At 69.2% G+C, this 21,671-nt stretch carries 20 protein-coding genes; 10 read left to right on the top strand and 10 right to left on the bottom strand.

Annotated features, from left to right (window positions below; all coding sequences use genetic code 11):
• The first annotated feature begins 35 nt into the window (after window positions 1–35).
• Entirely contained in the window at window positions 36–1,085 is a 1,050-nt protein-coding gene (gene mutY, locus J2X45_RS12795) for an A/G-specific adenine glycosylase (protein ID WP_310215253.1), read from the top strand.
• A 122-nt stretch (window positions 1,086–1,207) separates the two neighbouring features.
• Here mutY and ccrM read toward each other — a convergent pair whose 3' ends face one another.
• Window positions 1,208–2,284: an adenine-specific DNA-methyltransferase CcrM gene (ccrM, locus tag J2X45_RS12790; RefSeq protein ID WP_310215250.1), complete on the bottom strand. Its 1,077-nt coding sequence runs from the start codon at window positions 2,282–2,284 to the stop codon at window positions 1,208–1,210.
• A 138-nt stretch (window positions 2,285–2,422) separates the two neighbouring features.
• Window positions 2,423–3,058, bottom strand: a complete 636-nt coding sequence (locus J2X45_RS12785; protein ID WP_310215249.1) for a ribonuclease HII — start codon at window positions 3,056–3,058, stop codon at window positions 2,423–2,425.
• Window positions 3,059–3,144: 86 nt separating this feature from the next.
• On the opposite strand from J2X45_RS12785, the gene J2X45_RS12780 reads away from it, so the two are divergent.
• Window positions 3,145–4,047: a glycoside hydrolase family 16 protein gene (locus tag J2X45_RS12780; protein ID WP_310215246.1), complete on the top strand. Its 903-nt coding sequence runs from the start codon at window positions 3,145–3,147 to the stop codon at window positions 4,045–4,047.
• 10 nt (window positions 4,048–4,057) lie between these two features.
• On the opposite strand, the gene J2X45_RS12775 is transcribed toward J2X45_RS12780, so the two are convergent.
• Window positions 4,058–5,095, bottom strand: a complete 1,038-nt coding sequence (locus tag J2X45_RS12775; protein WP_310215244.1) for an alpha/beta hydrolase — start codon at window positions 5,093–5,095, stop codon at window positions 4,058–4,060.
• 132 nt (window positions 5,096–5,227) lie between these two features.
• On the opposite strand from J2X45_RS12775, the gene J2X45_RS12770 reads away from it, so the two are divergent.
• Complete coding sequence (locus J2X45_RS12770; RefSeq protein ID WP_310215318.1) at window positions 5,228–6,562, top strand: MFS transporter; 1,335 nt, start codon at window positions 5,228–5,230, stop codon at window positions 6,560–6,562.
• Window positions 6,563–6,602: 40 nt separating this feature from the next.
• Here J2X45_RS12770 and J2X45_RS12765 read toward each other — a convergent pair whose 3' ends face one another.
• Complete coding sequence (locus tag J2X45_RS12765) at window positions 6,603–7,193, bottom strand: DNA-3-methyladenine glycosylase I (RefSeq protein ID WP_310215242.1); 591 nt, start codon at window positions 7,191–7,193, stop codon at window positions 6,603–6,605.
• Window positions 7,194–7,321: 128 nt separating this feature from the next.
• On the opposite strand from J2X45_RS12765, the gene J2X45_RS12760 reads away from it, so the two are divergent.
• On the top strand, window positions 7,322–7,744 hold the full coding sequence (locus J2X45_RS12760; RefSeq protein ID WP_310215240.1) for a hypothetical protein: 423 nt from the start codon (window positions 7,322–7,324) through the stop codon (window positions 7,742–7,744).
• 13 nt (window positions 7,745–7,757) lie between these two features.
• Here J2X45_RS12760 and J2X45_RS12755 read toward each other — a convergent pair whose 3' ends face one another.
• Both J2X45_RS12755 and J2X45_RS12750 read right to left on the bottom strand, forming a co-directional pair.
• Entirely contained in the window at window positions 7,758–8,639 is an 882-nt protein-coding gene (locus J2X45_RS12755) for an alpha/beta hydrolase (protein ID WP_310215238.1), read from the bottom strand.
• A gap of 96 nt (window positions 8,640–8,735) precedes the next feature.
• Window positions 8,736–9,527: a folate-binding protein YgfZ gene (locus tag J2X45_RS12750; protein WP_310215235.1), complete on the bottom strand. Its 792-nt coding sequence runs from the start codon at window positions 9,525–9,527 to the stop codon at window positions 8,736–8,738.
• Window positions 9,528–9,630: 103 nt separating this feature from the next.
• Here J2X45_RS12750 and J2X45_RS12745 point away from each other — a divergent pair, with 103 nt between their 5' ends.
• From J2X45_RS12745 to J2X45_RS12735, 3 genes are all read left to right on the top strand, one after another.
• Window positions 9,631–10,791 (top strand): glycosyltransferase family 9 protein, encoded by a 1,161-nt coding sequence (locus tag J2X45_RS12745; protein WP_310215234.1) that lies wholly within the window; start codon window positions 9,631–9,633, stop codon window positions 10,789–10,791.
• Window positions 10,791–11,348 (top strand): hypothetical protein, encoded by a 558-nt coding sequence (locus tag J2X45_RS12740; protein WP_310215233.1) that lies wholly within the window; start codon window positions 10,791–10,793, stop codon window positions 11,346–11,348. The genes J2X45_RS12745 and J2X45_RS12740 overlap by 1 nt, the downstream gene beginning before the upstream one ends.
• A 70-nt stretch (window positions 11,349–11,418) precedes the next feature.
• Window positions 11,419–12,753, top strand: coding sequence for a dihydroorotase (locus J2X45_RS12735; protein ID WP_310215230.1), 1,335 nt, complete (start codon window positions 11,419–11,421; stop codon window positions 12,751–12,753).
• A gap of 86 nt (window positions 12,754–12,839) precedes the next feature.
• On the opposite strand, the gene J2X45_RS12730 is transcribed toward J2X45_RS12735, so the two are convergent.
• Together J2X45_RS12730 and J2X45_RS12725 are read right to left on the bottom strand one after the other, a co-directional pair.
• On the bottom strand, window positions 12,840–14,114 hold the full coding sequence (locus J2X45_RS12730) for a DUF6596 domain-containing protein (protein WP_310215228.1): 1,275 nt from the start codon (window positions 14,112–14,114) through the stop codon (window positions 12,840–12,842).
• On the bottom strand, window positions 14,111–14,461 hold the full coding sequence (locus J2X45_RS12725; protein ID WP_310215227.1) for a YciI family protein: 351 nt from the start codon (window positions 14,459–14,461) through the stop codon (window positions 14,111–14,113). Before J2X45_RS12725 ends, J2X45_RS12730 begins: the two co-directional genes overlap by 4 nt.
• A 154-nt stretch (window positions 14,462–14,615) precedes the next feature.
• Here J2X45_RS12725 and J2X45_RS12720 point away from each other — a divergent pair, with 154 nt between their 5' ends.
• A complete protein-coding gene (locus J2X45_RS12720; protein WP_310215226.1) occupies window positions 14,616–16,418 on the top strand; it encodes a feruloyl-CoA synthase in 1,803 nt (600 codons plus the stop codon).
• Window positions 16,419–16,620: 202 nt separating this feature from the next.
• Here J2X45_RS12720 and J2X45_RS12710 read toward each other — a convergent pair whose 3' ends face one another.
• Window positions 16,621–17,271, bottom strand: a complete 651-nt coding sequence (locus J2X45_RS12710; RefSeq protein WP_310215224.1) for a lysoplasmalogenase — start codon at window positions 17,269–17,271, stop codon at window positions 16,621–16,623.
• 129 nt (window positions 17,272–17,400) lie between these two features.
• Here J2X45_RS12710 and J2X45_RS12705 point away from each other — a divergent pair, with 129 nt between their 5' ends.
• Complete coding sequence (locus J2X45_RS12705) at window positions 17,401–18,939, top strand: acetolactate synthase large subunit (protein ID WP_310215222.1); 1,539 nt, start codon at window positions 17,401–17,403, stop codon at window positions 18,937–18,939.
• Window positions 18,940–19,023: 84 nt separating this feature from the next.
• On the opposite strand, the gene J2X45_RS12700 is transcribed toward J2X45_RS12705, so the two are convergent.
• On the bottom strand, window positions 19,024–20,382 hold the full coding sequence (locus J2X45_RS12700) for a hypothetical protein (protein WP_310215220.1): 1,359 nt from the start codon (window positions 20,380–20,382) through the stop codon (window positions 19,024–19,026).
• Between the two features lie 154 nt (window positions 20,383–20,536).
• On the opposite strand from J2X45_RS12700, the gene J2X45_RS12695 reads away from it, so the two are divergent.
• Complete coding sequence (locus J2X45_RS12695) at window positions 20,537–21,634, top strand: MBL fold metallo-hydrolase (protein WP_310215218.1); 1,098 nt, start codon at window positions 20,537–20,539, stop codon at window positions 21,632–21,634.
• The last annotated feature ends 37 nt before the right edge of the window (window positions 21,635–21,671 follow it).

Below are 21,671 nucleotides of genomic sequence, written 5' to 3'. Positions count from 1 at the left end.
GCATGGGGTCGCCGGTTCGCGGTAGGCGAAGGGGCATGAAAGACCGCGACGCTCTCCGCTCGGCCCTGCTGGCCTGGTACGACGCCCAGGCGCGCGATCTGGCCTGGCGCGTCGGCCCCGCCGACCGCCGCGCGGGCGTGCGCAGCGATCCGTATCGCGTGTGGCTGTCGGAGGTGATGCTGCAGCAGACCACCGTGCCGCACGCCACGCCCTATTTTCTGAGCTTCACCCAGCGCTGGCCGACGGTCTCGGATCTGGCGGCGGTGGAGGACGGCGACCTGATGGCCGCCTGGGCTGGGCTCGGCTACTACGCCCGCGCCCGCAACCTGCTGGCCTGCGCGCGGGCGGTCGCCCATGACCACGGCGGCGTCTTTCCCGACACCGAGGAGGCCTTGCGCGCCCTGCCGGGCGTGGGCGCCTACACGGCCGCGGCCGTCGCCGCGATCGCCTTCGACCGCGCCGCCAATGTCGTCGACGGCAATGTCGAGCGGGTGATGTCGCGGCTGTTCGCCGTCGAGACGCCGCTCCCCGACGCCAAGCCCGAACTGAAGGCCCTGGCCGGCGACCTCGTCACCGACGAGCGACCCGGGGACTGGGCCCAGGCGCTGATGGACCTGGGCGCCACGGTCTGCAAGCCGAAGGGGCCGCTTTGCGACCGCTGCCCGGTGTCTGCCTGGTGCGCGGCGTTTAAGGGTGGGGCGCCCGAGACCTATCCGAGGAAGACCAAGAAGGCCGATCGTCCGCGCCGCCACGGCGTCGCCTATCTGCTTTCGCGCGGCGAAGAGGTCGCCCTGGTCCGCCGTCCGCCGAAGGGGCTGCTGGGCGGGATGCTGGGCCTTCCCACATCTGACTGGCGCGCCGCGCCCTATGACGACGCCGAAGCGGTCGCCGCCGCGCCGGTCGCAGCCGCTTGGCGGGACCTGGGCGCAGTCGAGCACGTGTTCACGCACTTCTCGCTGACCCTGCGGGTGTTTGGCGCTGATGGCGCCAACGCCGGTGATTTCGTCTGGACGCCGCGCGAGGGGCTGGCGGCCCTGCCCAGCGTGTTTCTGAAAGCGGCGAGGGCGGCCGAGCGGTTGCTCTGAACGATCCTGCGTCCTTCGAGGCCCGCTATCGCGGGCGCCTCAGGATGAGGAATTCACAAGCAATGCACCATCCTCATCCTGAGGTGCGAGCCGTCGGCGAGCCTCGAAGGACGCAGGGCCCCTCAGTTCATCCCCGCCCGGACCTGGGCCCGCAGCACGTCGATCGGCGCCAGGCCGGCGTCGGTCTTGAAGTGCCAGTAGGTCCAGCCGTTGCAGGCCGGCGCGCTCTGGACGAGGGCGCCGATCTTGTGGATCGAGCCTGACAGGTCGCCGACGGTGATCGAACCGTCGGGACGCACCTTGGCCACGTGCGTGCCCTTGGAGCAGTAGAGGGTGTCGCCCGGCGAGAGCAGGCCGGCTTCGACGATGGTGCCGAACGGCACGCGCGGTTCGGCGCGCTTGGAGCCCATGACTTCGAGGTCTTCGGGCGCGATCGGAACCACCTTGGCGATGCGGGCCTTGGCGTGTTCGAGGTATTCGGCCTCACGCTCGATGCCGATGAACCGGCGGCCCAGGCGCTTGGCGGCTGCGCCGGTGGTGCCGACGCCGAAGAACGGATCCAGGATCACGTCGCCCGGCTTCGTCGTCGACATGATGACGCGATAGAGCAGGGCCTCGGGCTTCTGGGTCGGGTGCGCCTTCGCTCCGTCGGCGCCCTTGATGCGCTCCTCGCCGGTGCACAGCGGGATGGTCCAGTCCGAGCGCATCTGCACCTCGTCATTGGCCATCTTCAGGGCGTCATAGTTGAAGGTGTAGCGCTTGGCGTTCTGGCTCTTCGAGGCCCAGATCAGGGTCTCGTGGGCGTTGGCGAAGCGGGTGCCCTTGAAGTTGGGCATCGGGTTGGACTTGCGCCAGACGATGTCGTTCAGGATCCAGAAGCCCAGGTCCTGCACCGCCACGCCGACACGGAAGATGTTGTGATAGCTGCCGATCACCCAGATCGCGCCGTCGTCCTTCAGCACGCGGCGGGCGGCCTTCAGCCACTCGCGGGTGAACTTGTCGTAGGCCGCGAAGCTCTCGAACTGGTCCCAGTGGTCGTCGACCGCGTCGACCTTGGAATTGTCGGGGCGCAGCAGGTCGCCGCCCAGCTGCAGATTGTAGGGCGGATCGGCGAAGATCAGGTCGACCGACTTCTCGGGCAGGGCGTTCATCTGCTCGATGCAGTCGCCGTGGATGATGGTTTCCGGCCCGAACTTCATGGTCCCACGTCCTCAAGAAAGAGAACGGAATCATGAGTCTTCCTGGTAAATCCGGTGTTGAGAGACGTGGTTAGCGGGCCGTTAACCACGGCGTTTCAGGCGCTTTTGAGTCTGATCAGACTCAAAACCTGTGGACGATCAGAGGTCTAGCTCTCCGTTGACGGCCAACTCGGCCAGAGCCGCCTTCACCGGCGCCCAGCCCAGGCGGTGGATCGGGGAGGGGCCGAGGCGTCGCAGACCCTCGACATGGATCGGCGCGTGGTAACCCTTGTGGCCGGCGAAGCCGTAGCCGGGATAGAGCGCGTCCATCTCGATCATGATCCGGTCGCGGGCCTCCTTGGCCAGGATCGAGGCGGCCGCGATCGAGCACGACAGCGAGTCGCCCTTGACCACGGTCTTGACCGCGCAGGGCAGCTCGAACCGGTAGTTGCCGTCGACCAGGGCGAAGGCCGGCGTCACTGCTAGGCCCTCGACCGCGCGCCGCATGGCCAGGCCCGCCGCATGCAGGATGTTGAGCTGGGCGATCTCCTCGATGGAGGCCAGCCCCACGCACCAGGCGATGGCGACGTCCTTGATCTCTTCCTCGAGGGCCGCGCGGGCCTTGGCCGAGAGCTTCTTGGAGTCGTTGAGGCCCTTGGGGATGCGGTCGGGATCCAGGATCACCGCGCCGGCGCTCACCGGCCCGGCCCACGGGCCGCGCCCGGCCTCGTCCACGCCGCAGACCGGCCCCGGTCCGCAGGCCAGTTCCAGCATCATGTCGGGTCCGGGCGGCATGGCCGCTGTTTAGGCTGGTTCGGCGCGGATGGGAATGTGTCGGAGGGCGGGTGGAGCGGCTCGCCCGATGCCGTTAGGGTCGACCCATGTCACGTCCTCTCGCCGCCTTCGCCCTCTGCGCCGCCGTGCTGGCCGCCGCGCCCGCTCAGGCCCAGAATGACTGGACGCTGGTCTGGTCCGACGAGTTCAACGGAACCGCGCTGGACGCCGCCAAGTGGACGCCGGCGGCCGATTGCGGCGGCGGCGGCAATGACGAGCGGCAATGCTATGTCGTGAGTCCCGAGACCCTGTCGGTGAAGGACGGCGCGCTGCGGCTGACGGCCATCAAGCGCAAGACGCGGGGTCTAGCCAACCCGTGGGCCGGACCGACGGGGCCTATGAAGACCGGCGACTACGCCTCCGGCAAGATCGTCACCCAGGGCAAGTTCAGCTGGCGCTATGGCCGCATCGAGGCCCGGGCGCGGGTTCCGGGCGGGCAGGGCGTCTGGCCGGCGATCTGGATGATGCCCGAGCTTTCGATCTACGGCGGTTGGCCCAGGTCCGGCGAGATCGACATCCTCGAGACCGTGAATCTCGGCGCGCCGTGCCCGCCGGTGGGCGAGGCCTGCGCGGATAGCCGCGAGGACCGGGTGTTCGGCACGATCCACTTCGCCGGCGATGCCGCCGGCGCGCACAAGCAGGTCAGCGCCAGCACGCCCCTGCCGGCTGCGCCCGACGGCTTCCATGTCTATGGGGTGGAATGGTCGCCCGAGGCGATCGTCTGGTTCCTGGACGGCCGGGAGTACGCCCGCGCCACCCCGGGCGACTGGAAGCGCGACGACCAGCCGGCCGGCGCCGCGCCGTTCGACCAGCCGTTCCACCTGATCATCAACCTGGCGTTCGGCGGCCGCTGGCCCGAGAGCGTCAACGCCAAGGGCATCGACGAATCCGCCCTCCCGGCGACGCTGGAGGTGGACTGGGTGCGCGTCAGTCAACGGATCGGGGGCTAGCGGCAGGGCCTCAGCGGGTCCGCGCCGCCTTGACGACGTCCAGCACCGCCTCGATCACCGCCTGCGGCTTCTGCAGTTGGACGAGATGCCCCGCGCCCTCCGCCACCCGGCGCTCGCCCCGGCGAGACAGCTTGGCGAGGCCTTCATGGCTGTCGCTCCAGTCGGCGAACAAAGCCGCGTGCTCGTCCTTGGCGTCGGCGCTCCAGAGTCCCCCTTCCGCCGCAGCACCGGCGCTGACGACGATCAGCGGCAGGTCGCCCCAGTCGCGTTTCTCCCGCACAACACGCTCGCCGTTCGGCTCATACTCTTCGTAGAGCGAGGCTTGGGCGCGCAGTCGGGCAGGGTCGGCGTCGCGTTGCGCCAGCACCGCCTGAGCGGCGGCGGGGATCTCCGGATAGTACTGGAAACAGGGGGCGGCAGGCGCGCCGGTCTTGACTGTTCCAGCCTCGATCCCCGCCGCGCAATCGCGCAGGCGCCTGGCTTCGGAAGCGAAATAGGCGCGATCCATGGCGGCGGCCTTGGGGCCGGCCTTGGCCTCGCGCGCCATGTCATGCGGCCGGGTTGGATCGACGAGCACCACGCCGGCGGTCTGATCCCGGTGACGGTCGACGAAGGTCAGGGTTTCGAACGCGCCCGCCGAATGGCCGACCAGCACAAAGGGTCCGCGCTCGCCCGCCGCCGCCAGGGCCTTGGCCAGGTCCTGCGTCGTCTGGTCCGAGGTCTGGGCGTTGTGAGCGTCGCCGTCGCTGAGGCCAAAGCCCGCGCGGTCCCAGGCGCAGGCGCGGGTGGTCTTGGCGACCTCGGGCTGAACCAGCGCCCAACTGCCCGACCAGCCGCCAAGACCGGCAGTGAAGACGACGGTCGGTGAGCCCGATCCCAGGCAGTGAATGTGAACCCGGCGACCGGCCTCGACCTCGACCAGACCAGTTGGTTCGACGTAGGCGTTCATCGCTTCCACGACCGGAACGCCCTGGATGACCTGCGCCTGCGCGCCGCCGATCCCGCACGCGATCGCCGCCACCACGCCCAGGATGATCTTGCTCGCCATTTGACGCCCCGTAGCCCTTGTGCGGCGCAGCCTAGTTTCCCCGCGAGGGGGCGCCAACGCTGTTGTTCGGTGCGCTTTGACAGAGCGCGCGTTGCCTCCGGCGCAGCCCGCTGGCAGGGTCCCCGCCTGGCCCTGGAGACGCGCCTTGTGACCCCGTTCCATCACCTGCTGGTCAATAACCTGGTCGCGAACATCACCAACTTCACGATCTGGTTCGCCCTGACCTTCTACGTCTATCTGGAAACCAGGTCGGTCTTTGCGACGGGCATGATCGCTGGCGTCTATCTGGTGCTGACAGCGGCGTGCGGCATCTGGTTCGGCAGTCTCGTCGACCATCATCGCAAGACGGTGGCGATGGCCGGGTCGAGCGTGGCGTCGCTGCTGCTCTACGCCTTGGCGCTGGCCGTGCTGCTGCTGGCGCCCAAGGGCGCCATCGCCGATGTCGGGCGACCCTGGCTATGGGCCCTGATCGGGCTTTCGATGCTGGGCGTGATCGCCGGCAATATCCGCACCATCGCCCTGCCCACCCTGGTGACGCTGCTGATCCCGGAGGACCGCCGCGACAAGGCCAATGGCCTTGTGGGGATGGTGACCGGCGTCGGCTTCCTGACCACCTCAGTGATCAGCGGGTTCCTGGTGGCGTGGGGCGGCATGCTCGCCGCCTTGGTCTTCGCCCTGGGCTTCACGCTCGCCGCGCTGGTCCACCTGCTGAGCGTTCCCGTCCATGAGCCGCGCGTCGAGCCCGAGCACGGGGCGCCGGTTGAACCCAAGACGATCGACCTGGGCGGCACGATCAAGGTCGTGGCCGCTGTCCCGGGTCTCTTCGCCCTGATCCTGTTTGCGACCTTCAACAACTTCCTCGGCGGGATCTTCATGGCTCTGCTGGACGCCTATGGCCTGTCGATGGTGTCGGTGCAGGCCTGGGGCCTGCTGTTCGGCTTCCTGTCAGTGGCCTTCATCGTCAGCGGTCTGGCGATCCACAGGACGGGCCTGGGGTCCAATCCGCTGCGCACCCTGCTGCTGGTCAATCTGATCTCGTGGGCGGTCTGCTGCGTCTTCCCGCTGAAGTCGTCCATCGTGATGCTGGCGATGGGGTGCTTTGTCTGGATGCTGCTGGGGCCCTACGCCGAGGCCGCGGAGCAAACGACCCTGCAGAAGGTCGTGCCTTTCGAGCGCCAGGGCCGGGTCTTCGGCTTCGCCCAGTCGATGGAGCAGGCCGCTTCGCCGCTCACCGCGTTCCTGATCGGACCACTGACCCAGTTCATCGTCATTCCGTTCATGACCAGCGGCGCCGGCGCATCCGCCATCGGCGACTGGTTCGGCCGGGGCCCAGACCGGGGCATGGCGCTGGTGTTCACGGTGGCGGGCGTCGTCGGGGTGATCGTCACCCTGCTGGCCTTCGGCTCCAAGGCCTACCGGCGCCTGTCGGTGGTCTATGCCGAGGGCGAGCCCGCCGTCGCCGCTTAGAGCCTCACGCCGAAACCGGTTCCCACTTCCGGCGTCACGCTCAGTGACGGCGCCCCAGCGCCTTGCAGTCCTCGTGACGGAAGCAGGTGACCAGGTGGTCGTTGACCAGTCCCGTGGCCTGCATGAAGGCGTAGACGATCACGGGGCCGCAGAACTTGAAGCCCTTGGCTTTCAGCGCCTTGGACATCTCGACGGCCAGCGGCGTCTGCGCCGGGACCTGGCCTGCCTCCCACTGGTTCTGGATCGGCGCGCCGCCGACCATGTCCCACAGGAATTGGCCGAAGTCCTCGCCTCGTTCGCGCATGTCGAGATAGAGGCGCGCGCCCTGGATCGTCGCGTCGATCTTGCCGTTCGAGCGGATGATGCCGGCGTCGGCCATCAGTCGTGCCCGGTCGGCCTCGTCGAAGCGGGCGACGACTTCAGGATCGAAATTGGCGAAGGCGGCGCGGAAGGCCTCGCGCTTGCGCAGGATGGTGATCCAGGACAGGCCCGCCTGGAAACCGTCCAGCACGAGCTTCTCCCACAGCGCGCGGCTGTCCCACTCGGGCACGCCCCACTCGTGGTCGTGATAGGCTTCATAGAACGGGTCTCCGTTCATGCCTTTCCAGGTGCAGCGGGCGATGTCGTTCATGCGGCGAAGCTGGCAGAAACTTTGCTGGCTGCCTAGAACTTTTCGGGAACATGACGCGTCGGGCGACGGATTTCCGGATCTTGCGCGTTGGGCTTCGCGAGGGACCTAGACACACGAAAGGTGCGCCGATGAAGCGCCTGAAGACCTTCGCCATCCTGGCCTTGGCCACGACCGCCCTGGCCTCAACGCCAGCCCTGGCCCAGCACCGGGACCGCGATCACAATCCGCCAGGGCCGCGCGGCGGGCCGGGGACCAACTGGGAGAATCCGCCGGGCTGGCGGGGCGGCCCCGGGGCCTCGCCCGACCGCCGCTACTATCGCTGGAAGGGTCAGCGGGTCGAGTTCCGCTACCGCGACGGCTACTACTACAACCGCGCCTACGGCTACTATCACCCGCGCTTTGGCTGGTGGAACCAGACCGCCAAGTGCTGGTTCGACAACGACCGCAATCCGCCCGGTCCGCGCGGTGGTCCCGGCACGAACTGGGAGAACCCGCCGGGCTGGCGCGGCGGCCCGGGGGCGTCCCCGGACCGCTACGGTCGCTGCCGATAAGGCCGACGCCAGATCAGCCGGCCAGGAAGCTCTCGACCTCGGCCATGAACTTGGCCGGCTGATCGATCATGATGAAGTGGGCGGCGTCGTCGATGCGCACCACCTTGGCGCCCTTCAGCGGCCCATAGGCGGCCTGATACCAGCCGCCGAACGTCGCGGCCGGGACCGGCATATTGCTGTTCCAGGCGAAGACCACAGTTGTGGGGGCGGTGATCTTGGCCAGCTCGGGCGTCAGGTCGGTGGTCAGCAGCTCTTCCATGGCGCGACCGGAAACCTGCCGGTCGCTGTCCAGCGAGTGCTTGACGATGGCCGGCCGGGCGGATTCGGTCCGAACCATGCCGCCGATCACCTGCTCCTGCATCGCCTTGAAGGCGTCGGCGGGCGCATCGGCGATCTGGGCGCGGAAGCCCGCAGCGCGCTGGGCGACCGACTCCGGCGACTGGCCGGGCCCGAAATAGGCGACCGCCAGGTTCGGGAACATGTCGACGACCATCAGCTTGCCCACCAGGGTTGGGCTGCGCGCCGCCAGCATCATACCGATCGTGCCGCCCATCGAGTGGCCCATCACCGCCGGCGATTTCAGGCCCTGGGCCTGGATGTAGCCTGCGAGACCTTCGGCCACGCCCGCGGCGACCTTGCCCTCGGCGTTGCCGGCGGTCGGCGCGCCCGCGAAGCCGGCGACGTGAACGAGGTGAACGCGATAGCGGCTTTCCAGCGCCCGGGCGGTGGACTCCCAGATCTCCGGCGAGGAGGACAGGCCCGGGATCAGGATCACATCAGGACCCTTGCCGCGCACCTTGACCGAGAAACGATCGGCGCCGGCGGCCAGGACCGGGCCCGCCATGGCGGTCATGGCCAGCAGCGCGCCCGCGCCGAGAACTTTGCGACGATTCATGTTGTCAGCACCCCATTGGCCTTTGAGGTCGCCGGTTTGGGCGACCGTTGGTTCGCGTTCTGTGCCTTGAAACGGGAGCGCTCGCAATCTGAAGCTTCAGGCCAGCCACTCCGGTCGCTCGACCTGAACCGGGCGCCCCTCGACGCTGAGTGCGGCGCCCTCGATCCGGTCCAGGCGCAGCAGCGCCATCGCCCGGCCGTCCCGGCCGCTCAAGACCTCGCCGGCGCGCAGCTCGCCCGCCAGAACCTCGGCGCCGAAGGGGGGCGGCGGCCCCTCGAAGGTGATCGGCAGCATGCGGTTCTTGATCGTGCCGCGCCGCTTCATGCGGCTGGTGGTCTCCTGGCCGACAAAGCAGCCTTTCTTGAAGTCGATCCCCGCCAGCAGGTCGAAATTGGCCTCGATCGGATAGGTCGTCTCGCTGCCCCAGTCGGCGGGACCGGGCGCGCCCAGCGCCAAGCGATACGCCTCATAGGCGTCCTCGTCCGCATCGGTCGTCCGGTCGTCATAGGCGCGCGCGCCTAGGGCGGGCAGGCGGGGATCGGCGTAAAGCCCCCCGCCGGGCGCTTCGCCGCCGAACACGGCTATCACCGGGCGGTCGATGGCGGTCAGGTCCACCTTGGCCCGTAGGCGGTACATGGTCAGGCGTGTCAGGATCGCGTCGCGATGCGCCGCCGCCACGTCCAGCAGGGCGCCGTCTTCCGTTCCCGCCACGAACAGGTCGTAGAGCAGCTTGCCCTGCGGGGTCAGCAGGCCGGCGAAGCGCAGCTCGCCGGCGGCCAGGGTCTCGACGTCCTGGGTCAGCAGGCCCTGCAGAAAGCTTCGCCAGTCCGGGCCGGACACGGCGATGACGGCGCGGGAGGCGAGGCGGGCGAGGCGAGGTGCTGTCATGACGGCACATGTGGCGCCGTGTCGCGGGCGACGCCAGTCCTTGAGGTAACTCAAGTGTTAACGTGGGGTGCGCCGACTCACCGACCGGCCTATAGGTGGACCGATGACACAGAGGGCCTTCCCGATCCTTTTCATCACGGCGACGCGTATCGGTGACGCGGTGCTGTCGTCCGGCCTGATCAAGATGCTGGCCGACCAGATCCCCAACGCGCGCTTCACCATCGTCGCCGGCCCGCTCGCCGCGCCGCTTTTCGCCCATGTCCCCGGCCTCGACCGGGTGATCGTCATGGAGAAGGCCAAGGGCAAGGGCCATTGGTTCAAGCTCTGGAGCCAGGTTCGCCACAAGAAGTGGAGCCTGATCGTCGATCTACGCGGCTCGGCCACGGCCCTGTTCCTGCGGCGGGACAAGCGCGCGATCTGGAAGAAGATCCCCGGCGAGGTCATCCACAAGGTGGTCGACGCGGCCCGCACGCTGAAGCTCGAGGGCGATCCGCCGCCGCCCTACCTCTACATCACGCCCGAAGTGCAGGCGCTGGCGGACGAGCTGCTGGGTCTGCACGAGGGCGGCGAGACCGGTCCGATCCTGGCCGTGGGCCCGGCCGCCAACTGGATCGGCAAGGTCTGGCCGATCGAGCGCTTCACCCAGACCGCCGCCCAGCTGCTCGACAAGGACGGCCCGATGGCCGGCGGGCGGCTGCTGATCCTGGGCGGTCCGGAAGACACCCGCATGGTCGAGGAGCTGCGCATGGCCTCGGCGCGGGGGCGCACCATCGACCTGACCGGCAAGGTTGATTTGCTGACCGCCTATGCCTGCCTCAAGCGCGCCAGCCTGTTCATCGGCAACGATTCGGGCCTGATGCACATCGCCGCCGCCGCCGGCACGCCGACCATCGGACTGTTCGGTCCCTCGGACGAGCGCCGCTACGCGCCGTGGGGCGAGCACGCCGTGGCGGTGCGCGGTCCGCGCTCGTTTGACCAGTTCCTGGCCATCGATCCCGAGCTGTCCCAGGCCATCCGTCACATGAGCGACCTGCCGGTCGCCACCGTGTTCAGGGCGGCCAAGGATCTGCTGGCGAAGGTCGGCGGGCTCACCCCGCTGCCGGTCGCGACCCAGGAGGCCGAGGTCGTAGCCCCTGCGCCTGAACCTGGCGTGGACGCCGATATGGCGGCGGACGTGGTTGAAAACGCGCCCGCCGACTCGCCCGAAGAGCTTGTTCAGCCGGTCACGACGAAACAACGCGCGGCGCGACCGAGGAAAGCCTGATGAAGTCCCTTCTCGCGCTGAGCGCTCTGATCATGCTGGCGCCGGCTGTGGCCTTCGCCGGAGCGCCGGGCGAGCAGTTCTTCGAGCGCCTGAGCGCGCTGTGCGGCAAGACCTTCACCGGTCAGGTCGTGGAAGGCGACGCGGCCGACGAGGCGTTCCGCAAGGCCGAGCTGGTCATGACCGTGGCGCACTGCGACGCCCGGCAGATCCGCATTCCGTTCCGGGTCGGCGAAGACCGCTCGCGGACCTGGGTCATCACCCGGCTCGACGATGGCCGCCTGCGCCTCAAGCACGATCACCGCCACGCCGACGGCGTCGAGGATGAACTGTCGCGCTATGGCGGCGACACCCAGGACCCCGGAACCGCGCAAGCGCAGCGCTTCCCGGTCGACGAGGAGTCCAAGGCTCTGTTCACACGACTGAACCGGACGGTCTCGAACACGAATGTCTGGGCGCTGGGACTGACCGACAGCCAGTTCAGCTATGAGCTTTCGCGGCCAAACCGGCTGTTCCGGGTGGCCTTCGACCTAAGCAAGCCGGCGCCGTCAAAGCCCTGAGGTCGGGACCAAATGGTTGCCTGTTCCGGTCGATCGTCCTAGATCGCCGGAAACCCTCAGGAGCCGTCCCATGACCCAGACCTTCGACCTGATCGTGCGTGGCGGCGAGGTGGTGAACCATGCCGGCCGCGGCTTCATCGACATCGGCGTGCGCGGCGGCAAGATCGTCGCGATCGGCGACCTCTCGCAAGCCAGCGCCGGCGAGGTGTTCGACGCCACGGGCCTGACGGTCCTGCCGGGCGTCATCGACAGCCAGGTGCACTTCCGCGAGCCGGGCCTGGAGTGGAAGGAAGATCTCGAAAGCGGCTCGCGCGGCGCGGCCCTGGGCGGCGTCACGGCCGTCTTCGAGATGCCCAACACCGAGCCGACCACCACCGACCCGGACGCCTTGGCCGACAAGCTGGCGCGGGCCAAGAACCGGATGCACACCGACCACGCCTTCTACGTCGGCGGCACCCACGAGAACGCCACCTTCCTGGGCGAGCTGGAACGGCTTCCGGGCTGCTGCGGCATCAAGGTGTTCATGGGCGCATCGACCGGCTCGCTGCTGGTGCAGGACGACGAGGGCGTCGAGAACGTGCTGCGCCACGTCAACCGCCGCGCGGCCTTCCACTCCGAGGACGAGTACCGCTTGGCCGAGCGCCGCAGCCTGGTCCGCCCCGGCGACTGGACGAGCCACCCGGAGGTGCGCGACGCCCAGGCGGCCCTGCAGTCGACCCATCGACTCGTGCGCATCGCCAAGAGCCTGGGCAAGCGCATCCACGTGCTGCACGTGACGACCAAGGAAGAGATCGACTTCCTGGCCGAGAACAAGGACGTGGCCAGCGTCGAGGTCACGCCCCAGCACCTGACCCTGGTCGCGCCGGAGGCCTATGAGCGGCTGAAGGGCTTCGCCCAGATGAACCCGCCGATCCGTGACGCCTACCATGTGGCGGGCGTCTGGCGCGGGATCGACGCCGGCATCGCCGACGTGCTGGGTTCCGACCATGCGCCGCACACCCGCGAGGAAAAGGCGCGCCCCTATCCGGCCTCGCCGTCGGGCATGCCGGGCGTCCAGACCCTGGTGCCGATCATGCTGACCCACGTGGTCGACGGGCGGCTGACCCTCGAGCGCTTCGTCGACCTGACCAGCCATGGCGTGAACCGCATCTTCGGCCTGGCGGACAAGGGGCGCATCGCCGAGGGCTTCGACGCCGACTTCACCATCGTCGACATGAAGGCCCGCCGGGTCATCACCCACGACTGGATGGCCACCCGCTCGGGCTGGACGCCGTTCGACGGCTTCGAGGCCAAGGCCTGGCCGGTGGCGACCATCGTGCGCGGCATCGTGGTGATGCGCGACGACGAGATCATCGCCGAGGGCAAGGGCGAGCCGGTGCGGTTCCTGGAAACGCTGGCGCAATAACCTCCGACCTCCCCGGCGAATGCCGGGGCCCAGATCGTATGGCTTTGGGGCTGACGGGACGGAGCGCGCCGCCAGCTTGCGCAGGCTCAGGGTTCTCCATCTGGACCCCGGCATTCGCCGGGGAGGTCGGGTGTTTTGTGCGGATGGAGCATGTCCGCCCGCCGACGCATCAACCACACCCGCTCCGCGTCGCCCGGCGCCATGTCCAGCGCCCGGTTATAGGCTCCCAACGCCTCCTCAACGCGTCCCAGCCGCGCCAACAGGTCCGCCTTGACGGCATGATAGGGCTGGAAACCCTCCAGCCGCTCAGCGTCCAACGCCTCGATCTCGGCAAGGGCCGCCGCCGGTCCTGCGACCTCCGCCAGCACGACGGCGCGGTTGAGGCGCACGAACGGGTCTTCGCCCGTTTGCAGGAGCAGGTCGTACAGCGCCAACAGAGTCGCCCATGGCGGCGGCTCCGCCAGAGATCGGCGCAGCGCCCATGCGCCGTGCAACGCCGCGCGCAGTTGTCGGAGGCCTGGACGGTTGAGCCGCGCGGCGCGGCGTAGCAGAGCGTCTCCTTCTGCGATCAGCGCGCGGTTCCACCGCTTGGGATCCTGCTCCGCCAGGGGAACCATCGCGCCATCGGCGTCCACTCGCGCCGGCCGCCGCGCCTCGGCGAAACGCACCAGGGCGGCGAAGGCCAGCGCCTCGGGCTCGTCCGGCGTCAGGTCGGCCAGCACGGCGGTCAGGTCCAGCATCTCGCGGGCGTAGCCGGCGTGCGGACCCGAGCCTGCGGCGTCCTCGTGGGCGCGGGCGTAGGCGACTTCCAGGGTCGACAGCACCGCCGCCATCCGTTCGGGCCAGGCCTCGGGTCCGGGGACCTCGAACGACACGCCCGCCTGCGCGATCTTCTTCTTGGCGCGGGTCAGGCGCTGGAACATGGCCGGTTCGGCGACCAGGAAAGCGCGGGCGATCTCGGCGACCGAGAGGCCGCAGACGAGGCGCAGGGTCAGGGCGGCGCGCGACTCAGGAGCGACCGCCGGATGGCAGCAGACGAAGATCAGGCGCAGCCGCTCGTCCGGGATGAGGCGATCGTCGGCGGTGAGGACATCCTCAGCCGAGGGCGGCGGTTCGGGTAGTTCGGGCGCGCCTCGCCGGCGAACATTCCGCCTGCGGATCATATCGAGGGCGTAGCGTCGGGCGGTGGCGTAGAGCCAGGCCGCAGGATCCAGCGGCGGCGCGGCGGGCCACACCGCCGCCGCCCGCGCACAGGCCTCGGCGTAGGCCTCCTCGGCCAGATCGAGGTCGCGGAAAGCAGCGGCCAAGGCGGCGACGATCTTGCCGCCGTCCCGCCGCGCCGTCTGGTCGAGAAGGCTCAATCTTCGTCGATGATCGGGCGCACCTCGACCGCGCCGTCGCCGGCGAAGGGGATGCGCTTGGCGATGGCCAGGGCGGCGTCCAGGTCCGGAACCTCGATCACGTAGAAGCCGCCCAACTGCTCGCGGGCCTCGGCGTAGGGGCCGTCATGCAGGGTGTCGACGCCGCGCGCCTTGCGCAGGGTGGTGGCGGTGTCCGCCGACTTCAGCCCCTGGCCGCCGCGCAGCACGCCCTGTTCGGCGAGCTCGGCCGCCAGCGCCCCGTGTGCTGCGATGATCGCCTCCAGGCTCATGGCGCCCTCTTCGGCGTAGACCGCTTCGTTCTCGTACAGCAGCAGGGCGTATTGCATGGTCTTCTCCCGTCGGCGCGCGACCATCGCAGCGCCTCGACCCCAGAGACGCGCCGGGTCACAGGGATTCGACAGCGGACGCAAAAAAATGTCGAGAGGGGCGCGATTACGCCGGGCCGATTGAACAGCGGTATGTCCCGCGACATAACAGGTCATGGACGGATCGACCCTGAACACAGCCCCCTTCCGCGACGCTCGCTACGCGCCCCGCGCGCTGGAGGTCGAGCGACTCCAGGGCGAGGGGGGCGAGACGCTGATCCTGCGCAACCCCATGCCCTATTCGGATGCGGTGCAAACCACGACCGCGCCGCTGGCCCGCTGGGCCGCCGAGGCGCCCGACCGGGTCTGGCTGGCCGAACGCGACGGCGAGGGCTGGCGAGCGCTCACCTATGGGCAGGCCAAGGCGCAGGTCGAGGCGCTCGCGGGCGGGCTTGCGGCGCTGGGGCTCAGCCGGGGCCAGCCGCTGCTGATCCTGGCGCGCAACGGGATCGACCACGCCCTGATCGCCTACGCCGCCATGAGCCTGGGCGCTCCGGCCGCGCCGGTGTCGCCGCAATACGGCCTGAAGGGCGCGGACCTCACCCGGCTGCAGCATGCGGTCGAACGGCTGAAGCCCGCCGCCGTCTACGCCGACGACGCCGAAGCGTTCGGCGACGCCTTGGCTGCGCCGTTCCTGGCCGGGCTGCCGGTCGTGGTCAGCCGCCATGCGCGGCCGGGCGACATCGCCTTCGAAGCCTTGTTGAAGAGCTCGCCGGTGGCGCCCGTGGCCCAGCCGGACGACCTGGCCAAGCTGCTCTTGACCTCAGGCTCGACCGGCAAACCCAAGGCGGTGGTCTGCACGCACGCCAACATCGCGCTGAACGCGGCGCAGATCGAGGCCTGCTACGCCGACCCCGACCCGCCGGTGCTGGTCAATTCCGCGCCCTGGAGCCACAGCCTGGGCGCTAACGCCATCCTGCACATGGTGCTGCACCGGGGCGGGACGCTTTACATCGACGCCGGCCAGCCCGTGCCCGGGCGCTTTGGCGAGACCGTGCGCAACCTGTCGGAGGTGGCCACGACCTACCACAACATGGTCCCGGCCGGCTGGGCGATGTTCGTCGGCGAGCTGGAACGCGACGAGGCCCTGGCGGCCAGGTTCTTCGAGAAGGTGCGGGTGCTGCAGTACGGCGGGGCGTCCATGGCGCAGTCGATCCTCGACCGCGTTCAGGCCGTGGCGGTGCGCACGGTGGGCGAGCGGATCACCTTCGCCGCCGGCTATGGCGCGACCGAGACGGGGCCGACCGCCTGCAACATCCATTGGCTGAACGCGCGCTCAGGGATGGTCGGTCTGCCGACGCCCGGCACCGCCGTAAAGCTGGTTCCAGCCGGCGACGGCGGCAAGTTCGAGATCCGCGTGAAGGGGCCGCAGGTCTCGCCGGGCTATCTGGATCAGCCCGAAGCCACGGCCCAGGCCTTTGACGAGGACGGCTTCTACCGTCTGGGCGACGCGGCGAGGCTGGCCGATCCGGAGGATCCGGCGGCGGGGCTCGTGTTCGACGGGCGCCTGGTCGAGAACTTCAAGCTGGCCAGCGGCACCTTCGTCGCGGCTGGCGCCCTGCGGGTGGCGGCGGTGTCGGCGATCGGCGGCGTGGTCTCCGACGCGGTGGTCTGCGGTGAGGGACAGGAGGGCGTCGGCCTGATGCTGTTCGTCGACGCGAAGGCGGCCGAACGACTCGGCGACGCCGAGGCGGTGCGCGCGGCCATCGCCGAGGGACTGTCGCGGATGAACGCGGCGGCCAAGGGCGGCGGCGGCCGCATCGCCCGGGCCCTTATACTGGACGGCGCCCCCGATGCGGCGAGCGGCGAGCTGACCGACAAGGGCTACATCAACCAGGCCCTGGCGCGGGATCGGCGGCCCAAAGAGCTGGCGCGGCTGTTCGCTGAGGCGCCCGATGCCGGGGTGATGGTGTTCTAGGGGGCGTACTCAATACGCCGAGATCCTTTTTCCTCGTCATCCCGGCCGGAAGCCCGCTAGCGGGCTGTAGCGCCGGGACCCAGGGGCGACCGCACTGCGCTTGGCCCCTAGGTCCCGGATAGCCTCTGCGAGGCTTCCGGGATGACGATAGATTTGTCTTTGCGGTGTCGAGAGTTCTCATCTGCGCGAGAGACGTTAGGGGCTAGGCCGCCTCGGCGCGGTCCGCGTCCAAAGCCCCTGCGACCCCCACGCAGATCAGCAGCTGCCCAAAATAGTAGAGACCCCAGACACCAAGGCCCGTGGCCAGGTTGTCGGGCAGCGGCCCCAGGCGACCGAAGATCAGCAGGTCCGACACCACGAACATCAGCGCGCCCAGGCCCACGGTCTTCAACGGGAAGCGGCTTATCAGGGCCGTGGCGGCCATCACCGCCAGGAACAGGCTGTAGAGGGCGATTCCCGGCGCGCCGGCGCGGTCGCTGGGCAGCAGGAACGACACGGCGACGACGACTGGGATCAAAGCCAGCGGCGCCAGCGACCCAGGCTTGCGGTGGCGAAGATAGAGGCCGCTGGCCACCACATGTCCCAGCAGGAACGAGATCGCGCCGACCGTGAGACCGTGCGTTTCCAGCAGCACGTCACCGCCCGTCCCCAGCGCCATGACGGCCGCCAGCAGCCAACCGTCCAGCGACCGGGCCCGCAGCGCGGCGTGGATCGCCAGAAGCGCGACGCCCGCGCCCTTCCAGGCGGTCTCGACGCCGGGCGGAAGCGTCAGTCCCCAGCTGGCGACATAGCTGACCCCGGCGATCACGGACGCGATCAGCGTCCAGCGCGCGGCCGCGCTCATTCCTGGCATGGTCTCTTCCCCCCGATTTTCGCCCAAACTGCGCCGCGCCGCCCCCTGAGCGCAATCACCTTGAAGCGTCTGCGGGTTGGCGCGGCCGGCGAAATGTCGGAAGGAGGGGGCACAGGTACGGAGAAGACCATGAACGGCGCGGACGCCCTGATCACCACCCTGGCCGACAACGGCGTGACCGCCTGTTTCGCCAATCCCGGCACCAGCGAGATGCAGTTCGTCTCGGCCCTGGACCGCGAGCCGCGCATGCGCAGCGTGCTTTGCCTGTTCGAGGGCGTGGCCACCGGCGCAGCCGACGGCTATGGCCGCATGGCTGGCAAGCCCGCCTGCACCCTGCTGCACCTGGGACCCGGCTACGCCAACGGCGCGGCCAATCTGCACAACGCCCGCCGGGCGTTCACGCCGGTGGTCAATGTCATCGGCGACCACGCCACCTATCACCGCGACTTCGATGCGCCGCTCAACAGCGACATCGCCGCCCTGGCCGCGCCCAACTCCGTGTGGGTCAAGTCGGCCGAGACCGCCGACAGCGTCGGGCCGCTGGCCGCCGAAGCCATCGTCGCCAGCTATGGGACGCCGGGGGGTAACGCCTGTCTCGTCCTGCCGGCCGACGCGGCGTGGAACGAAGCGACCGTGAAGGGGCCGGTGGTGACGCCCCCCGCCTTCGCCGCGCCGGATGCGACAGCGGTCGCAGCTGTCGCCAAGGCGCTGAAGAGCGCGGCCAAGCCCGTCCTGCTCCTGGGGGCCGGCGCCTGCGGTGAGGCGGCGCTGACGGCGGCCGGGCGGTTGGCCGCCCACGGCGTACGCGTTCTCACCGACACCTTCACCGCCCGCCAGGCGCGGGGCGAGGGCCGTTTCCGACCCGACAAGCTGCCCTATTTCGGCGAGCAGGCCCTGAAGGACCTCGACGGCGTCGACCTGATGGTGCTGGTCGCCACCCAGACGCCCGTGGCCTTCTTCGCCTATCCCGACCGTCCCAGCGTCCTGGTTCCCGAGGGTTGCTCGGTCGAAACGCTGTGCGGCCGCGAGGTCGACGCCGCGGCGGCGCTCAACGCCCTGGCCGACGCGCTCGGCGCGCCCGCTGCGGGCCCGGTCGAGACCTACGCCGCGCCCGATGCGCCGGCCGGACGCCTGGACGCCTGGGCCATCGGCGCGGCGATCGCGCGGCACATGCCCACGAACACGATCATCTCCGACGACGCTGTGACGGCGGGCCTGCCGATCTTCACCCAGACCAAGGCCGCCCGGGCGCACGACTGGCTGTCTCTGACCGGCGGCGCCATCGGCCAGGGGATCCCGCTGGCGATCGGCGCAGCGGTGGCCTGTCCCGACCGCAAGGTCCTGGCCCTGACCGGCGACGGGGCGGGCATGTACACCGTCCAGGGCCTCTGGACGGTGGTGCGCGAGAAGCTGGACGTCACCGTCGTGGTGTTCGCCAACCACGCCTATCGCATCCTGGGCATCGAGCTGGGCCGGACGGGCGCGGGCAACCCTGGCCCCGCCGCCTCGAAGCTGCTGGACCTGGGCGATCCGCGCATCGACTGGGTGAAGCTCGCCGAGGGTATGGGCATGGCCGCCGAGCGCGTCGCGACGGCCGAGGCCTTCGATGAAGCGTTCTCGCGCGCGATGGCGACGCCGGGACCGCGCCTGATCGAAGCCGCGATGTAGGCCGGTCCAGCCTCTTTCAGCCCAAAGAAAAAGCCCGCCCGGATCGCTCCGGGCGGGCTCTTCTTTGTCAGGTCGTGACCTGGATCAGGCCTTCGGCTTGTTGGTCGGCAGCTTGCAGCCGCCGCCGATGCCCTTGGCCTGGGCGCAGGAGAGGAACTCCTTGGCCGCCGGCTTGGCGACGCCGATCGGATAGCCCAGCACCCAGCCCGGCAGACCGTCCGAGCAGGCGACTTCGACGAAGCCTTCGCTGTCGGTCGAACCGATGATGCGGGCGTCCGACACCTGGCACGAGGCCTTGTTGAAGCCGACGAGGTCCTTGGTCAGACGGGCGTACTGCGTGTCCTTCTTGGTGAACGAGCAGCGGAAGCCGTTCATCTCGGCGGTCAGGCAGTCATAGACCTTGCCGTCGGTGGCGGTGAACACGGCGATGCCGCCGACGTCGCTGCCCTTGCACTTCAGCTCGACGATTTCCTTCTTCGGATCGTTCGTCGGCAGCAGGCCGTACTTCTCGACGTCGCAGGTGAAACCAGCCTTGCCGGCCAGCTTGCTGTAGAAGCCGGCTTGTTCGGTCTGGGCGGCCACCGCGTCGGTCATGGTGCAGCCGCCGCCGACGAAGCCGGCCTGGGCGCACGGGATCGCGCGGTTGAAGGCGCCGGTGGCCGAGGTCTGCTGGTAGATGTAGCCCTTGCCGTCGTCGCAGGCGACTTCGAAGTAGTTGTCGGCCTTGGTGCTGAGGACGTAGCGCTTGTCCTTGATCGCGCACTTGGTGCCCGCGGCCGCGGCGGCCGTGTTCAGCGTGTCGACGACCTGGAGCTGGGTCTGGCGGTTGGTCAGCTTGCAGCTGACATTGCCGCCTTCTTCGTACAGCAGGCAGCTGTTGACCGCGACTTCGCCGGCGATGTTCATCGGCGCGGTGGTCTGGACGATATAGCCCGAGCCGCCCTTACAGGCGACTTCGAAGTACGAGTTCTTGGCGCCCGAACCGATGGCGCGGGTGTTCTCGATCTCGCAGTTGGCGCCGCCCTTCTTGACGTAGGCGTCGAGGCCCGCGCCGGGGTTGGCGTTGCCCGGCAGGATACAGGCCAGACCGCCGACCTTGCCGTCCGGACCCGGCTGGCTCGATTCGAGGCAGCTGTAGACCTGCGGCGCGGTGTCCTTCTTGGCGACGAGCGCGAAGCCCATCCCTTCGTTACACGCGACCTCGAAGTACTTGGCCCCCGCCTTCTTGTCCTCGCCGATATAGCGGGCGTCCGAAACGGTGCAGCTGGCGCCGCTGGCCTGCATGATCGCCGGCGCCTCCTTCATGCCTGCTTCACGCGCCTTGGCGTCGATGGCGGGCTTGCCCTTCTGTTCCTTCGGCGCCGAGATGACGGCGGCCGGAACGAGTACGGCGACCGCGAGGGCGGCCGTCAGGCCGATCGCGAAAGGCCTCATGGGATACATCTCCTGGGTGGATTCCTCGCGCGGACATAAGCGCGTGCTTGCATCAGGGGTCAAGATACCGTCCGACCTAGGCGTGATCGTGACAGCCCTCAGGGGCAAAAAATGGGTAAGATCCGGAACAAGCGTCGGTCCACTGGCGCGCGGGGAGAGTGAAATGCGCGACGGGTTCGAGGACGAGACGACGGAAGCGGCGTCGGAGCCGAAGAAGGCGGGGCGACTCGTCTATCCTTTCGAGACGGCGCCCGAACAGGGCTCGGGCCAGGCGGTCGAGGTCGCGCCAGGCGTCCTGTGGCTGCGCATGCCGCTGGGCGGTTCGCTGCAGTTCATCAATGTCTGGGCGATTCAGGACGGCGAGGGCTGGGCGGTGGTCGACACCGGGATCCAGACCCGCGAGACCAGTCAGGCCTGGCGCGCGGCCTTCGCCGAGGCGCTGGGCGGCAAGCCGATCACCCGCGTGATCGTCACCCACCTGCATCCGGACCACATCGGCCTGGCCGGCTGGATGACGCGCAAGTTCGACTGTCGGCTCTGGATGACCCGCCTGGAATACTTCCAGTGCCGCATGCTGGTGGCCGACACGGGGCGGGAGGCGCCGGAGGACGGGGTGCGATTCTTCCGCGCCGCCGGTTGGGACGAGGACGCGATCGAGAACTACAAGGCCCGCTTCGGCGGCTTCGGCAAGGCGATCTACGCCCTGCCCGACAGCTATCGCCGCCTGAGCGACGGCGAGGACTTCGACATCGGCGGCCGCACCTGGCGCGTCGTGACGGGCCAGGGCCATTCGCCGGACCACGCCTGCCTGTGGTGTCCGGAGCTCAAGCTCTTGATCTCGGGCGATCAGGTGTTGCCGCGCATCTCGTCCAACGTCTCGGTGTTTCCCACCGAGCCGGACGCCGACCCGTTGTCGGACTGGCTGCGCTCGCTGGCCAAGGTCAAGGCGACCGTACCCGACGACGTCATCGTGCTGCCGGCGCACAATGATCCCTTCGAGGGTCTGCACACCCGGATCGACGCCCTGATCTCGGGTCACGAGCGGGGCCTGGCGCGGCTGGAGAAGAAGCTCGTTGAGCGCAAGCGCGTGGTCGACACCTTCGGCGCCCTGTTCGCCCGCCCGATCGGCCCCGACCTCCTGGGCATGGCCACCGGCGAGGCCCTGGCGCATCTCAACTGCCTGATCGGCCGGGGCCGCGTTAGTCGCGAGGTGGATGGCGAGGGCGTCGCCTGGTACGCGGCGAATTCTAGCGAAGCTTAAAAACGACCGTTTGACATTTCGCATGTGAAATATACGG

Origin of the sequence: Caulobacter sp. BE264 (assembly GCF_031457805.1) — a bacterium.
GTDB lineage: Bacteria > Pseudomonadota > Alphaproteobacteria > Caulobacterales > Caulobacteraceae > Caulobacter.
The sequence above is the reverse complement of the archived record's forward strand: the minus strand, read 5'-3'. Positions and strand labels throughout refer to the sequence as shown.